This window comes from Micromonospora palythoicola (genome assembly GCF_036689795.1).
Classification (GTDB): Bacteria; Actinomycetota; Actinomycetes; order Mycobacteriales; family Micromonosporaceae; genus Micromonospora; species Micromonospora palythoicola.
This window is the reverse complement of the sequence record NZ_JBAGKI010000042.1, coordinates 1-13,229: the sequence shown is the minus strand read 5'-3', so window position 1 is coordinate 13,229 and position 13,229 is coordinate 1. Positions and strand designations below refer to the sequence as shown.

Sequence of the window (13,229 nt, the reverse complement as noted above, 5' to 3'; positions counted from 1 at the left end):
GGCCGGCGGTGTGCCGCCGCGAGACGATCGAGGAGCAGATGGTCCGGGCTACGCAGAACGAGAAGGCAGCTGCCGTACGTACCAGCAGCAGCAGTCGAGGGATCCGCGTCCGGTCCCGCGGCCAGATCATGGCGCTCTCCGCGTCCGGGCTCGCCGCGCTGTGGGCGTTGACGATGCTCACCGGCGCGGGCCAGAAGATGTACGCGATGGGCTTCTTCTTCACCGAGTTCTTCGCCGGCGTGATCGCGCTTGTCGCGCTGAGCCTCACGGTGATGATGGGGCTGCTCGCCACCGACCGGCTGGTGCTGCTCATCCGGCACCGGGTGCTGTTGCAGTCCGCGCACCGGGCGACCGGCATCCTCGGCGTGGCCGGGCTGGCCTTCCACGTCATCACGAAGATCGCCAGCGGCCGGGCGGGGATGACCGACGCCGCGGTGCCGTTCGTCGGTGGCCGGGGCCTCTATGTCGGACTGGGTACCATCGCCGCGCTGCTCATGGTGGGTGTGCTCTGGACCGGCATCATCCGGGCCCGGTTCGCCGATGTCGGCCCGAAGTGGGTGTGGCGTGCCCTGCACTCCATGGCGTACGTGTCCTGGCCGTTCGCCATCTTCCACGGCCTGCTCGCCGGCCGTCCGCCGGCCACCTGGGTGGGCCTGAGCTACTTCGCCTGCGTACTGCTGGTGGTGATCGCCCTGATGGTCCGCCTTTCGGTCACCCTGCAACGGCGCAGCCGTGAGCAACAGCAGGCCGCGGTGCTGAACGAGGTGATGAGCGGGGCCAAGTCCACCGAGGAGACCCGGGGCAAGTCCCTGCTGGGCACCCTGACCGGCCGGCGCGAGGAAGCCGACGACGGCCGGGAGAAGCGGGTCCGTCGCGACACCAGCTGGGCCGACAGCACCTCCGGCACCTGGGCCAGCCCCACCATCCGGCGTAACGACCCGGAACGGTTCACCGTGCCGGTGGTCCCCGAGCCGGGCACCTTGCGGGAGCCGGTCCGGTCCGGCCGGGACCGTCGCGACGAGGAGTTCGAGCCGGTCGTCCGGCGCGCCTCGCGCCGCGAGGAGGAGGAACTGGAGCGGGTCGTGCGCCGCGAGACCGAGGTGCTGGAACCGGTGGCACGTCGGCGCCGCGATGCCGAGCCGACCGGCCGGCGTTCCGCCCGCCGTGACGAGGATCTGGAGACCACCGGGCGGCGAGCGGCGCGGGTGGAGGAGGACCTGGAGCCGGTGGTCCGCCGGTCCCGGCGCGACGAGGAACCGACCGGCCGCCGGTCGCGGCGCGAGGTGGAGCGCGAGCCGGTGGGCCGTCGTGCGGCCCGCCGCGACGAGGACCTGGTGGAGTACGAGTACGAGGAGCCGGTGCGCCGCCGCCGCGACTCCGACGACGAGGAGGAGTACGGCCGTTCACGCCGGTCCCGGACCGACAGCCGGTACTCGGCCCCGCCGCAGCGCATGGTCGACGAGCCGGAGGAGCCGTGGGACAGCCCTCGGCGGTGGGAGTCGAGCAACCCGATCTCGGCCGGCCCGATCTCCGGTGCACCCATCTCCGGCTCGCCGATCTCCGCCGAGCCGCGCAGCGGCGGTGGGCGGCACAGCGCCGAGGACGACCTGCCGGAGGCGGAGACCGACTACTGGCGTCCGCCGGCCCGGTACGCCCCGGACGACGTGGCCGACGACGACACCCCGACCCTGGTCGACCTCGCCTCCCGGCGGGCCCGCCGAGCCTCCTCGGCGGAGAGTCGGCGGCGCCGGCGGGCGGATCCGGACTCGGTGGACGGCGCGTACTGGGCCGGGCTGCGGGGCGAGGCCAAGTGACGACGCGGACCACCGTTCCCCCGGTGGCCGCCGTCGGTGAGCCCCGGCTCACCGCGGGGTTCGCCGAGTTCGGCCGGCTCGACCTGCGCGCCCACGAGATGGTGCACGGCCCGATCAGCCCGATGGAGCCGTCCAACCTGCTGCGGCTGGCCGAGGGCATCCAGCTCAAGGGCAAGGGCGGGGCCGGCTTCCCGTTCGCGCGCAAGCTGCGGGCGGTGTTGGAGTCCTGTGAACGCCAGGATCTGCCGCCCGTGGTGGTGGTCAACGCCACCGAGGGCGAGCCGGCCAGTTGGAAGGACAAGGTCCTGCTCACCCGGGCGCCGCACCTGATCCTCGACGGTGCCGCGCTCGCCGCGTTCGCGCTCGACGCGGAGGAGATCGTGCTCTGTGTGGCCGACGACATGGTCGGCCGGGAGTCCCTGATGGAGGCTCTGGACGAGCGCCGGATGCCGGTGCCGACGAGCGTCGTGACGGTGCCGCACCGGTTCATCAGCGGTGAGGGCGGCGCGCTGGTGAACGGGATCAACGGGCTGCCGCACATCCCGCCCGGCACCAAGAAGCGGGCCAGCGAATCCGGTGTCGGCGGGCTGCCGACCCTGCTGTCGAACGCCGAGACGTACGCCCAGGTGGCGATCGCCGCCCGACTCGGCCCGTACGAGTACGCGGCGCTCGGCACCGACGACGAACCCGGCACCGTGCTGCTCAGCGTCACCGGCGCGGCGAACCGCCACGCGGTGGTGGAGTGCGCGGCCGGCACCCCGCTGGCCGAGATCCTCGAACTGTGCGAGGTGCCGGACGGCCCCGGCATCCTGATGGGCGGCTACCACGGCAAGTGGATCACCAGGGAGGCGGCCGAGCGGGCCGAGGTCTCCCGCAAGGGCCTCGCCGCGGTCGGTGGCACGCTCGGCGCCGGCATCATCGTCCCGCTCAGCGACGACACCTGCCCACTGGGCGAGGCGGCGCAGGTGGTGCGTTACCTCGCCGGGGAGTCCGCCGGGCAGTGCGGCCCGTGCAAGCGCGGGCTGCCCGACCTGGCCCGCGCCGTCGACCTGGCGGTTTCCGGCAGCGCGCCGGTGGAGGTCGTCCGGGCCGCCGCCGGCGACGTCAAGGGCCGTGGCGCGTGCAGCCACCCCGACGGTACGTCCCGGTTCGCGCTCTCGGCGATGGAGGTCTTCGCCGACGACCTGAAGAAGCACACCACCGGCGAGGGCTGCGGTCGGCGGGTCAAGGGCATGATGGGCCTGCCCGGCGCTCCGGACCCCGACCCGCAGAAGCTGGTCCTGGACTGGTCCCGCTGTGACGGGCACGGCCTTTGCGCCCACGTGGTGCCGGACTTCATCCGGCTCGACCAGAACGGATACCCCGCGTTCCCGCCCACCCCCGTACCGACCTGGTTGCGGGAGGGTGCGGTGAAGGCGGTGAAGGTCTGCCCGGCGCTGGCCCTGCGGCTGACCGATGCCTGAGCGCACCGACCGTCGCGGCTCCGCTGCCGGCTGACGGGTGAGCGGATCGAAGGAGACGCCGATGGGGTCGCTTCCACCGACGGGACGGTTCACCGGGGCGGTCACCGCCGCCCTGCTCGCCGCCGTGCTGGCCACCGCCGGATGTGGTGCCGGTCCGGGCGCCGAGGCGGCCCCGCCGGCCGGTGGCCCGCCGCCCACCGCCGTCGACACCGCGTCCCCGACGACCGGGCCGACCGTGCCGGTGCCGGACACCCTGCGGTTCACCGGCACCACCCTGGACGGCGCGGCCTTCGACGCCGCCACCCTGGCCGGCCGACCGGTGGTGCTCTGGTTCTGGGCACCCTGGTGTGCCACCTGCGCCAGCCAGGCGTGGACGATCGCCGAGATCGAGCCCGGTTTCCGGGAGACCGTGCCGATCATCGGTGTCGCGGGGCTCGGCGAACGCAAGGCGATGACCGACTTCGTCACCGAGTTCGAACTGGGCCCGATGCCACAGATCGAGGACCGTGCGGGAGCGATCTGGCGCCGCTTCGAGGTCGTCGAGCAGAGCACCTTCGTCATCATCGACCGCGACGGCCGGATCATCCACCAGGGCTGGCTGGACGGCGAGGACCTGACCCGCCGCGTAACCGCCCTAGCCACCCCCTGACAGCACCCCATCCCGCCCCACCCACCGCCTCGTTGATCATGAGGTTAGCGGCACTGTTGATCTCCAGGGCTGCCGCTAACCTCATGATCAACACGAGTGGGTGGGTGAGCGGGTGGGGTGGGGTGGGGTGGGGTGGGGTGGGGTCAGCGGGGGGTCAGGTGGTCGGTGTTGAGGCGGGGGCGGAGGACTTCGGGGACCAGGACCGAGCCGTCGGGCTGCTGGAACTGTTCCAGGATGGCCGGGAGGAGGCGGCTGGTGGCCAGGGCCGAGCCGTTGAGGGTGTGCACGAAGCGGGTCTGCTTGCCCCCCGGCTCGCGGTAGCGGATCGCCGCCCGGCGGGCCTGGTAGTCACCGCCCCAGGAGACCGACGAGACCTCCTTGTACTTACCGGTGCTCGGCATCCACACCTCGATGTCCAGCGTCTTGCGCATCGAGGCGCTGGAATCGCCGGCCGCGAGCAGGCTGCGCTGGTAGTGCAGGCCCAGCCCTTCGACCAGGCTCTCCGCGTGGCTGACCATCTGCTCCAGCGCCGCGTCGGCCTGCTCGGGCAGGGTGAACTGGAAGATCTCCACCTTGTTGAACTGGTGGCCCCGTACGGTGCCCCGCTCGTCGGAGTGCGAGCCGGCCGCCTCGCGCCGGTAGCACGGGGTGTACGCGAACACCTTCAGCGGCAGCTTCGCGGTCTCCAGGATCTCGTCCTGGTACGCACCGAGGATCGCCGTCTCCGCCGTCGGCAGCAGGAACTGCCCGCGCGGCGCGGACTGCTTGTCCAGGTGGTAGACGTCGTCGTAGAACTTGGGGAACTGGCCGGCGGCGAAACCGGCGCTGTCCAACAGCAGGTGCGGTGGCAGGAGGAACTCGTACCCGGCCTCGATGTTCCGCTCGATCAGCCAGTTGATCAGCGCCCACTCCAGCCGGGCACCCAGCCCGGTGTACATCCAGAAGCCGGAGCCGCCGAGCTTGACCCCGCGTTCGTGGTCGACCAGACCCAGCATCCGGCTCAACTCGACATGGTCACGGACCTTCTCGATGGCCGGTGGCGCACCGAAGGTCTTCACCACCCGGTTGGCCTCCTTGCCGCCGGGCACCACGTCCTCAGCGGGCAGGTTGGGCAGCTCGCTCATGGTGGTGCGCAGCCGCGCCTGCACCTCGTCGAGTTCCGCCTCGAGTTCGGCGACCTGCTTCCGACCGGCCTCCGAGGTGACCTGCGGCTCGACACCGGCCCGTTTCGCCTGCGCGTACGCCCGGGCCTCGGCCTTGCGGCGCTGGCGTTCCCCGTCGATCTCCGTGATCAGCCGGCGGCGCTCCCGGTCGAGCTGCTGGATGTCGTCCAGCGCCCGGTCGACCTCGGCGGCGTCCAGCCGCTTCGCCAGCGCGGCCGCCACCGCGTCGCGATCCTTCCGGATCAACTCCATGTCGAGCATGCTGCTCCGTACGCCTCCGTCCGGGCTCGGGTGGACCAACAGATGCTACCGTCGCGCCCGAATCGCCCCGCCTCCCGCACCCGCCACCCCGGTTCCGGCGGTCAGAGCCGGATCGGCATCAGGACGGAGAAGGCGGCCGGATCGTCGGGGCGGCGGATGGCCAGCGGGGTGACCGGGCCGTCCAGTTCCAGCACCAGGCGCGGGCCACCCGCCGCGTGCAGGGCGTCGAGCAGGTACTCCCCGTTGACGCCGACCCGCAGCTCGACCTCGGCCCGACCGGTCCCGCTGTCGGCCAGTTCGTCCGGGCCGAGCAGGCGTAGCGGGTCCCGGCCACCCAGCCCCAGCACGGTCACCGGCAGCGGACCGCCCGCGTGTTCACGGGTCACCGTGGGGGCGCCGGAGCGTAGCGCGGCGACCAGCCACGGCGCGTCGACCGGCACCCGGCGGGCCGGCGCACCCGTCGTCCCCGGCAGCAGGGCGTGGTAGTCGGGAAAGTCGTACGGCAGGGTCGTCACCCGCAACCGACGCCTGGCGACGTCGGCGACGACCTGCCGGCCGACCAGCGTCAGCCGTACCTCGCCGGTGGCCGCCTCGCCGGACAGCCGGCGCAACCGGTCGACGGCGGCCACCGGCAGCAGCGCCCGCACCGCCGGACCGCGCACCGCCGCACCGGCCGTCGCCACCGCCATCCGGTGCCGGTCGGTCGCCACCAGCCGGACACCCTCGTCGGTCACGTCGAGCAGCACACCGGCCAGCCCCGGCAGCGCCGGGTCGGTGCCGACCGCGAACCGGACGGCGTCCACGGCGGCGGACAGCTCCGGCCCGGCCAGGACGAGCCGGGTGACCGGCGGGGCGTCGGCGGCGAGCAGGCGACGGATCCGGGCGGCCTCGGCACGCGCCTCGGCCAGCCCGTCCGCCAGCCGCCCGAGGTGCGAATCGAGCAGGCGGTGCACCACCGGAGGTTCCGCGCGTACCGCCCGGGCGATCTCGGCGACCGGCAGGCCGATCCGACGCAGCCCAGCCACCAGTCGGGCCGGTGCCACCTGGGCGTCGGCGTACCAGCGGTACCCGGTGACCGGATCGACCCGGGCCGGAACCAGCACCCCGGCGGCGTCGTAGAACCGCAGTGCGCTCACCGTCAGCCCGCTGGCCCGGGCCAGCTCTCCGATGCTGCGCAGGTCACTGTCCACGACCCGATCCTGCCCCCTCGACCTGGTCGAGGGTCAAGCCCGACCGGCGGGAGGTCAGGAAGGCGCCGTTCCTTGCGCCAACGTCCGGAAGGTGATGCCGGCGGCGGTGAGTCGGTGCAGCAGCGCGTCGCCCATCGCGGTGACCGGCGTGACCTGACCGGCGGTGGCCGGCAGGTCGTCGCCGGCCAGGCAGAGCGCCGACTCGGCGAGCATCTTCGCCGTCTCGTCGTAGCCGGGGTCACCGCCGGTCACCTCCGTCACCACGCGTCGGCCGCCGCCGACGCCGACGAACCGCACCGTGAACCACGACCTCGCCCGCTGCTCGGCGCTCGGACCCTGCCCGGAGGCGAGCCGACCGAGCAGCCAGCGTCGGGTCGGCGGCAGCTTCACCAGCCCGACCACGGCACCGAGCCCCGCGCCGGCGGCCAGCACCGTCGGCAGCCGCCGCACCGCGGCGAAGTGCCGGTAGCGAAAATCCGGACCGTACTCGGGGCGGGCCGCCGCCGAGCGGCGGACCACCTGCGGGTCGATCGTCGGCAGCGGCACCGCCCAGACCGGTAGGTCCCGCGAACGGGCCAGCCGCCCCGGCACGGCCCGGACCCGGCGGTCGGTGGGGCGAGGCTCGGCCGCGCGGCGTTCGCGGGCCGCCCGCGACGCCTCGGCGGTACGGGAGAAGGCGGTCAGCGCCGAGTGGTACGTACCGGCGGAGAACCGCCCGCCGGCACGTACGTACCCGTCCACGGTGATCGCGGCGTCGGCGGGGAGCTGCTTGACGGTGAACCAGACACCGAGGTCGTGCGGGATCGAGTCGAAGCCGCAGGCGTGCACCAGCCGAGCGCCGGTGCGTACCGCCTCGGCGTGGTGGCGCAGGTACATCCGGTCGACGAACTCCGGTTCGCCGGTGATGTCGAGGTAGTCGGTGCCGGCGGCGGCGCAGGCGGCCACCAGCGGTTCACCGTGCTGGACGTACGGGCCGACGGTGCTGGCCACCACCCGGGCGTCGGTGGCCACGGCACGCAGCGAGGCGGGGTCGGTGACGTCGGCGGTGAGCAGCGGCAACCCGGCCAGCGACGGATCGATCGTGGCCAGCTGGTCCCGGACCGCGGCCAGCTTGCCGGGGTTGCGCCCGGCGATCGCCCAGCGCAATCCCGGCGGCGCGTGCCGGGCCAGGTAGCGTGCGGTGAGCCCGCCGGTGAACCCGGTCGCCCCGAACAGCACCACGTCGTACGACCGTTGGGCAGCCATCCCGCGATCATGCCATCGTCGGCGTCGGTCCGCCCGTCGCCGGTCAGTGCGGGGTGAACACCGCGCGCACGCACTCCTGCGGCCGGTCCCGGAACAGGGCGTATCCCTCGGCGGCCCGGTCCAGCGGGAAATGGTGCGTGGCCAGGTACTCGGTACGCAGCTCGTCGCGGGCCATCCGGTCCAGCAGCATCGGGATGTGCCGCTGGCCGTGCTGGCGTCCGCCACGCACGGCCAGCGCCTTGCGCACCACGGTGCCGGCCGGGAACGCGTCGACGTGGCGGACGCCACCGTTGAGCACGACGACCCGGCCACCCTTGCGGCAGGCGTGCACCGCCTCCCGGACCGCTTCCGGCAGCCGGGCGCGGCCGGTGAACCGGTCGGCGAGCGACCGGTGTTCCCCCGCGGGACCGCCGACCGCCTCGACGCACACGTCCGGCCCGCGGCCACCGCTGAGCTCCCGCAGCTGTGCCGTGACATCGGCGTTGCGCCGGTCGATGGTCTCGGCGTCGACATGCTGCCGCGCCATCAGCAGCCGCGCGGGGTGCCGGTCCACGACGACCACCCGCTCGGCGCCCAGCAGCCAGGCTGCCCGGGCGGCGAGCTGACCGACCGCGCCCGCTCCCCACACCGCCACCACGTCACCGGGCCGCACCTCGCCCGCCTCGGCGCCCAACCAGCCGGCCGGTGCGGAGTCCGAGGCGAACAGGGCCCGGTCGTCACCGACGGACTCCGGCACCGGGAACGCTCCGACATCGGCGTAGGGCACCCGTACGTACTCGGCATGGCTGCCGGCGAAGCCACCCGCGGCGCGGGGCTGGCCGAAACAGCCCGCCACCGGATGACCCCACTCCGCCTCGCTCGTGCTCGGATCGGTGCTGCCGTTGTCGCAGCAGGACGGCAGCCCTTGCCGGCAGTACCAGCAGGCACCACAGGCCACCGACGCGCAGACCACCACCCGGTCGCCGATCCGGTGCCGGCGTACCGCGGCACCCACCTCGACCACGTCGCCGAGGAACTCGTGGCCGAGCACGTCGCCGGCGGCCAGACCGGGCGCCTGGCCGGTGAGCAGCGGCAGGTCGGCGCCACAGGTGGCGCTGCGCCGCACCCGGACGATCACGTCGTGGTCGTTGCGCAACTCCGGATCAGGGACCTGGCGTACGGCCAACCCGCTGTCGGTGGTCCAGCACAGCGCTCTCACCGTGACCGCCCGTCCGTCGGCGGTGGAAAGGCGCCGACCGGCACCACGGGCCCGCGCTCGCCGGGCATCCGGTCGGGACGCAGCACCTCACCGGTCTCGGCGAGCTGCTTGACCTGCCACAACATCCGCCGTACCAGCAGGCCGGGATCGTCGCCCACCAGGTGCGCGGCGAGCCCGGGCCAGGCGGCGTGCGGCCGTGGTCGAGCCGCCAGTTCGGTGCCCCGGCCGCCCGGCGCCCGCCGCACCGCGACCTCCACGGCACCGTCGAGGCGGCGCAGCGGCTCCGGCCAGACCGCGGCGGGCAGCACCTGCTCCGGTGGCCGGTCGATCGTCACCACCTGCCAGCCTGCCGAGTGCCGGGCGGGCCGGACCCGCTGCCGGGTGACGGCGGTACGCGCGGCCCGGGCCGCCGCCACGCCGAGAGCGCCGGCCACCGCGACAACTGTCCCCACCCGTCCCACTCGTACCTCCGACTCCCGCCTGCGGCCGTGCCGTGCCGTCGCGCCGGGCGGCGTCGGCGGTTGATCCGGTGGGATCCGCGGCGCGTCCGCCCAGCTCATCGCCAGTGTCGCCACGTCCCGGGTGAACCCGGTTCCCCCGGAAGGGGTGAACCGACGCCTGTCGGGTAACCGCCCGCCGCAGGACCGGGGGAGGAAACACGCGTCCGTGGGGGTGGGCCGGATGCCGGATGACCGCAGCACCGTCCGGGTCGACACGGCGGTCCGAGCACCGGGCGGCCCACCCCTGCTGGCCTCCCGGCTGGCACCCGCCGTGCCGGGAGAACCGATGGTCCTGCGACCCCGGCTGGCCCGGTTGCTCGACGACGCGGTGAGCCGCCCGGTCACCCTGCTCCGGGCACCCGCCGGCTGGGGCAAGACCACGCTGCTGGCCACCTGGCGGCGGACCCGGCAGGAGGCTGACCCGGGCGCCCCGATGCCGGCCTGGGTGTCGGTCGAGGCGGGTGACGACCCGGACCGCCTCTGGTCGTACCTCGGTGCCGCGCTGCGTTCCGTCGTGGATCCGGCGGAAACGCCGCTGCCGGACCGGACGCCGCGCCCGGACGAGTTGGAGATCCTCGCCGCCGCCCTGGCCGCCCGGGACCGGTCGGTGGTGCTGATCGTGGACGATCTGCACCGGATCACCGAACCGGCGGCGCTGGCCGGTCTGGAGTTCCTGCTGCGCCACAGTGCGCAGCGGCTGCGGCTGGTGGCGGCCGGGCGGAGCGGTCCGCCGCTGGCGGTGCACCGGTTGCGGCTGGCCGGGGAACTGACCGAGATCGGTCCGGACGACCTGGCTTTCACCGGCGAGGAGATCGCCGACCTGCTCACCGCGCACGGGGTGGCGGTACCGGCCGCCGCCGTGGCCCGGCTGCGGCAGCGGACCGGGGGCTGGGCGGCCGTGCTGCGGATCGCCGCACTCGCCCTGCGCGAGCGACCGGACCCGGAGCGGTGGATCAGTGAACTCGGCGCCGACCAGCCGGAGATCGCGGGATATCTGCGGGCGGAGCCGTTGGCCGGGTTGGCGCCGGGGGACCGGGAGTTGCTGCGCCGAGCGGCGATCGTCGACGCCGTCTGCGCGGATCTGGCCGCCGCGCTCAGCGGTGCCACGGACGCCGAGGAACGCCTGAGCACGCTGGCCGCCGACAGCGGGCTGCTGCACCATGACGGCGGCCGGCCGGTCTGGTACCGGTGTCATCCGCTCCTGGCCGACCTGCTGCACCGCGAACTGGCCCGGTTGCCCATGGACGAGCTGCGCGACCTGCACCTGCGGGCGGCCGGCTGGTACGCCGGCAACGGCCGGCCCGTCGCCGCGTTGCGCCACGCGCTCGCCGCCGGTGACTGGACGGCAGCCACCGACCTGTTCGTGATCCAGTGGCCGGAACTGATGCCCTACGAGCCACCGGCCGGCGTGGGACCGGCGCCCTCGCCACCCCCGCCGGAAGCGATGGAGCGCGACCCCGAACTCGCGCTGGCCTGCGCCGCCGAACGCGCCCTCGACGGCGACGTCGCAGCGGCCGTGGCATACCTGCGGCAGGCCGGCGGACACACCCGACGGTTGCCACAGCCGCGTCGGGCCCGGTTCGGTCGGCTGGTCGCCGCGGTGGAACTCACCCTGGCCCGGTTGGCCGGCGACCCGCAGCCCGTACGCGCCGCCGCCGCCCGCCTGCTCGCCCCGGACGGCGCACATCCGACCGGCGACCGGCAGGTCGGTGGGGCCGTGGCCGGCTCCGACGCGCCGCCGGCCGGCAGCGGTGTCGCCGGGATGCGGGGCCACGCCGGTGAGGAGGCCGACGCGCGGGCCGTCAGCGGTGCCGCGTTGGCCCTGCTGGCGCTGGACGACGGCGACCTGACGGGCGCGGCGAGCGGTTTCGCCGAAGCTCTGCTGGCCGCCCGTGCGGCGGGACGTCCACGCACCGAGCTGGTCTGCGCCAGCCGATGGTCGCTGGTCGCGGCGTTGCGTGGGCACCTGCGCGCCGCGGAGGAGGCGGCCCGGGCGGCGCTCGCCCTGCCGTCCGGTCAGGGCTGGGCGGCGTTGCGGGACTGCGGGTACGCGCAGCTGGCGCTGGCGGTAGTGGCGCTGCACCGCGACCAGCCGGTGGAGGCCGAGGCCCACCTGGGGCTGGCCGCACCTGCCGATGGCGATCCGGTGCCCGGCGCGGTCGCCGGTTGGTGCCGCGCCTGGCTGCGCCACGACGAGGGTGAGCTGAGCGTCGGCCACCGGCTGCTGGTGGAGGCCCGCCACGGGTGGGGAGTGCGCGGTGGCGAGCTGGGCGCGTGGTTGCGCGCGGCCGAGCTGGACATGCACAGCGCGCGGGGCGATGTGCGGACCGCCCGCGAGCTGGCCGACGACCCGACGTCCGAACCGGCGACCGGCGCGTCGGCGGCGCTGGCCGTCGCCGCGGCCCGGACCGAGCTGCGGGCCGGTGACCCACGGGCCGCCGACCGGCTGCTGCCGGACTGGACCGCCGCACCGGCGGCCGACTGGCCGCTGCCGGTACGTCTCGACGCCGCCCTGCTGGCCACGGTGCTGGCCGTCCGGGCCGGTGACGACCGTCGGGCGGGCCGGCTGTTGGAGCAGGCGCTGGACCTGGCCGCACCGGAGGATCACCGTCGCCCATTCCTGCGGGCCGAGCCGGGAGTGCGGGAGCTGCTCGCCGCCCATCTCGACTCCGGCACCGCCCACTGGTCGCTGGTGAGCGACCTGGTACGCGCCGTCGACACACCGGCCGCGCCGACGGGCGGCACCGGCACCGCCGACGACGTGGTGGCACCGCTGGACGAGCCGCTCACCGAGCGGGAACTGACGATCCTGCGTTACCTGCAGAGCATCCTCTCCAACGTGGAGATCGCGGCGGAGCTGTCGGTCTCGGTCAACACCGTCAAGACCCACGTCCGCAACATCTACCGCAAACTCGACGCGACCCGCCGCCGCGACGCCGTCCGCCGCGCCCGCCAACTCCGGCTCATCTGACCGCCCCGCCCCACCCCGCGACCGTCTCGTCGATCATGAGGTTGTTGTCCCGCCGTTCGGCTGGCGCGACAACAACCTCATGATCAACCTGGGTCAGGGGGTTGCGGCGTCGACGGCGGCGAGGAGGGTGGCCGGGGCGAAGTCGGCGTCGTGGCGGATGTCGTTGACGAAGAGGGTGGGGGTGGCGTCCACTCCGCTGCGAACGGCGCCGACGAAGTCGTGCCGGATCCGGTCGCCGTGCGCGTGGCGTCCGATCTCCGCCTCCACCTCGTCGACAGGCAGGCCGAGCTGCTCGACGCCGAGCGTCAGGTGCACCGGATCCAACTGGTCCTGGTGGTCGTAGAGCCAGTCGTGCATCTCCCAGAACCGGCCGCGCCGCCCGGCGGCCTCGGCGGCCTCGGCGGCCCGCTCGGCGTACGGGTGCACGTTGGTGATCGGGAAGTGGCGGTAGACGTGCCGGACGGTGTCGGCGCGTTGCCGCAGCACCTCCGTCAGGTTGGCGTGGAGCAGGCCGCAGAAGGGGCACTGGAAGTCGCCGTACTCGACGATCGTCACCGGTGCTCTGCGCGGACCACGGATGTGGTCGTGCTCCGTGACGGGGGTGCGCAGTCGCGCGGTGACCTGCAGGGGCGTGGTCAGCTGGTCGGTCATATCCCCCAGCCTCGGGTCCGGTCGGGTGAGCGCGGCTCACCCCACCCCGGTGGTTCCGCCACGGCTCAGCGCAGCACCGGGGCGACCGCGATGTGGTTCTGCACCACACGGATGCCCGGAGCGG

The 13,229-nt window shown here is 74.3% G+C and carries 10 protein-coding genes; 4 read left to right on the top strand and 6 right to left on the bottom strand.

All coding sequences use genetic code 11. The features are described from left to right. Positions 1-38 precede the first annotated feature (38 nt). From V5O40_RS18560 to V5O40_RS18550, 3 genes are all read left to right on the top strand, one after another. Positions 39-1,814, top strand: coding sequence for a ferric reductase-like transmembrane domain-containing protein (locus tag V5O40_RS18560; protein ID WP_332906625.1), 1,776 nt, complete (start codon positions 39-41; stop codon positions 1,812-1,814). After that, complete coding sequence (locus tag V5O40_RS18555; protein ID WP_332906624.1) at positions 1,811-3,277, top strand: NADH-ubiquinone oxidoreductase-F iron-sulfur binding region domain-containing protein; 1,467 nt, start codon at positions 1,811-1,813, stop codon at positions 3,275-3,277. Before V5O40_RS18560 ends, V5O40_RS18555 begins: the two co-directional genes overlap by 4 nt. Before the next feature lie 61 nt (positions 3,278-3,338). Continuing rightward, entirely contained in the window at positions 3,339-3,926 is a 588-nt protein-coding gene (locus tag V5O40_RS18550; RefSeq protein ID WP_332906623.1) for a TlpA family protein disulfide reductase, read from the top strand. Between the two features lie 143 nt (positions 3,927-4,069). On the opposite strand, the gene serS is transcribed toward V5O40_RS18550, so the two are convergent. From serS to V5O40_RS18525, 5 genes are all read right to left on the bottom strand, one after another. After that, positions 4,070-5,350, bottom strand: coding sequence for a serine--tRNA ligase (gene serS, locus V5O40_RS18545; protein WP_332906622.1), 1,281 nt, complete (start codon positions 5,348-5,350; stop codon positions 4,070-4,072). Between the two features lie 101 nt (positions 5,351-5,451). Further along, positions 5,452-6,540, bottom strand: a complete 1,089-nt coding sequence (locus V5O40_RS18540) for a DNA polymerase III subunit beta family protein (RefSeq protein ID WP_408631907.1) — start codon at positions 6,538-6,540, stop codon at positions 5,452-5,454. A gap of 54 nt (positions 6,541-6,594) precedes the next feature. Next, positions 6,595-7,785, bottom strand: a complete 1,191-nt coding sequence (locus V5O40_RS18535; protein WP_332906621.1) for a saccharopine dehydrogenase family protein — start codon at positions 7,783-7,785, stop codon at positions 6,595-6,597. A 43-nt stretch (positions 7,786-7,828) separates the two neighbouring features. After that, complete coding sequence (locus V5O40_RS18530; protein ID WP_332906620.1) at positions 7,829-8,983, bottom strand: alcohol dehydrogenase catalytic domain-containing protein; 1,155 nt, start codon at positions 8,981-8,983, stop codon at positions 7,829-7,831. Further along, positions 8,980-9,435: a hypothetical protein gene (locus V5O40_RS18525; protein ID WP_408631906.1), complete on the bottom strand. Its 456-nt coding sequence runs from the start codon at positions 9,433-9,435 to the stop codon at positions 8,980-8,982. The genes V5O40_RS18530 and V5O40_RS18525 overlap by 4 nt, the downstream gene beginning before the upstream one ends. A 229-nt stretch (positions 9,436-9,664) precedes the next feature. Here V5O40_RS18525 and V5O40_RS18520 point away from each other — a divergent pair, with 229 nt between their 5' ends. Beyond that, positions 9,665-12,454, top strand: coding sequence for a LuxR C-terminal-related transcriptional regulator (locus tag V5O40_RS18520; RefSeq protein WP_332906619.1), 2,790 nt, complete (start codon positions 9,665-9,667; stop codon positions 12,452-12,454). A 93-nt stretch (positions 12,455-12,547) separates the two neighbouring features. On the opposite strand, the gene V5O40_RS18515 is transcribed toward V5O40_RS18520, so the two are convergent. Next, positions 12,548-13,093, bottom strand: a complete 546-nt coding sequence (locus V5O40_RS18515) for a DsbA family protein (protein ID WP_332906660.1) — start codon at positions 13,091-13,093, stop codon at positions 12,548-12,550. Positions 13,094-13,229 lie beyond the last annotated feature (136 nt).

Excerpts from the sequence above, each read along its gene's own strand:
- V5O40_RS18560 (WP_332906625.1), top strand. The coding sequence starts at position 39 with ATGGTCCGGGCTACGCAGAACGAGAAGGCAGCTGCCGTACGTACCAGC.
- V5O40_RS18550 (WP_332906623.1), top strand. The coding sequence starts at position 3,339 with ATGGGGTCGCTTCCACCGACGGGACGGTTCACCGGGGCGGTCACCGCC.
- serS (WP_332906622.1), bottom strand. The coding sequence starts at position 5,350 with ATGCTCGACATGGAGTTGATCCGGAAGGATCGCGACGCGGTGGCGGCC.
- V5O40_RS18535 (WP_332906621.1), bottom strand. The coding sequence starts at position 7,785 with ATGGCTGCCCAACGGTCGTACGACGTGGTGCTGTTCGGGGCGACCGGG.
- V5O40_RS18520 (WP_332906619.1), top strand. The coding sequence starts at position 9,665 with ATGCCGGATGACCGCAGCACCGTCCGGGTCGACACGGCGGTCCGAGCA.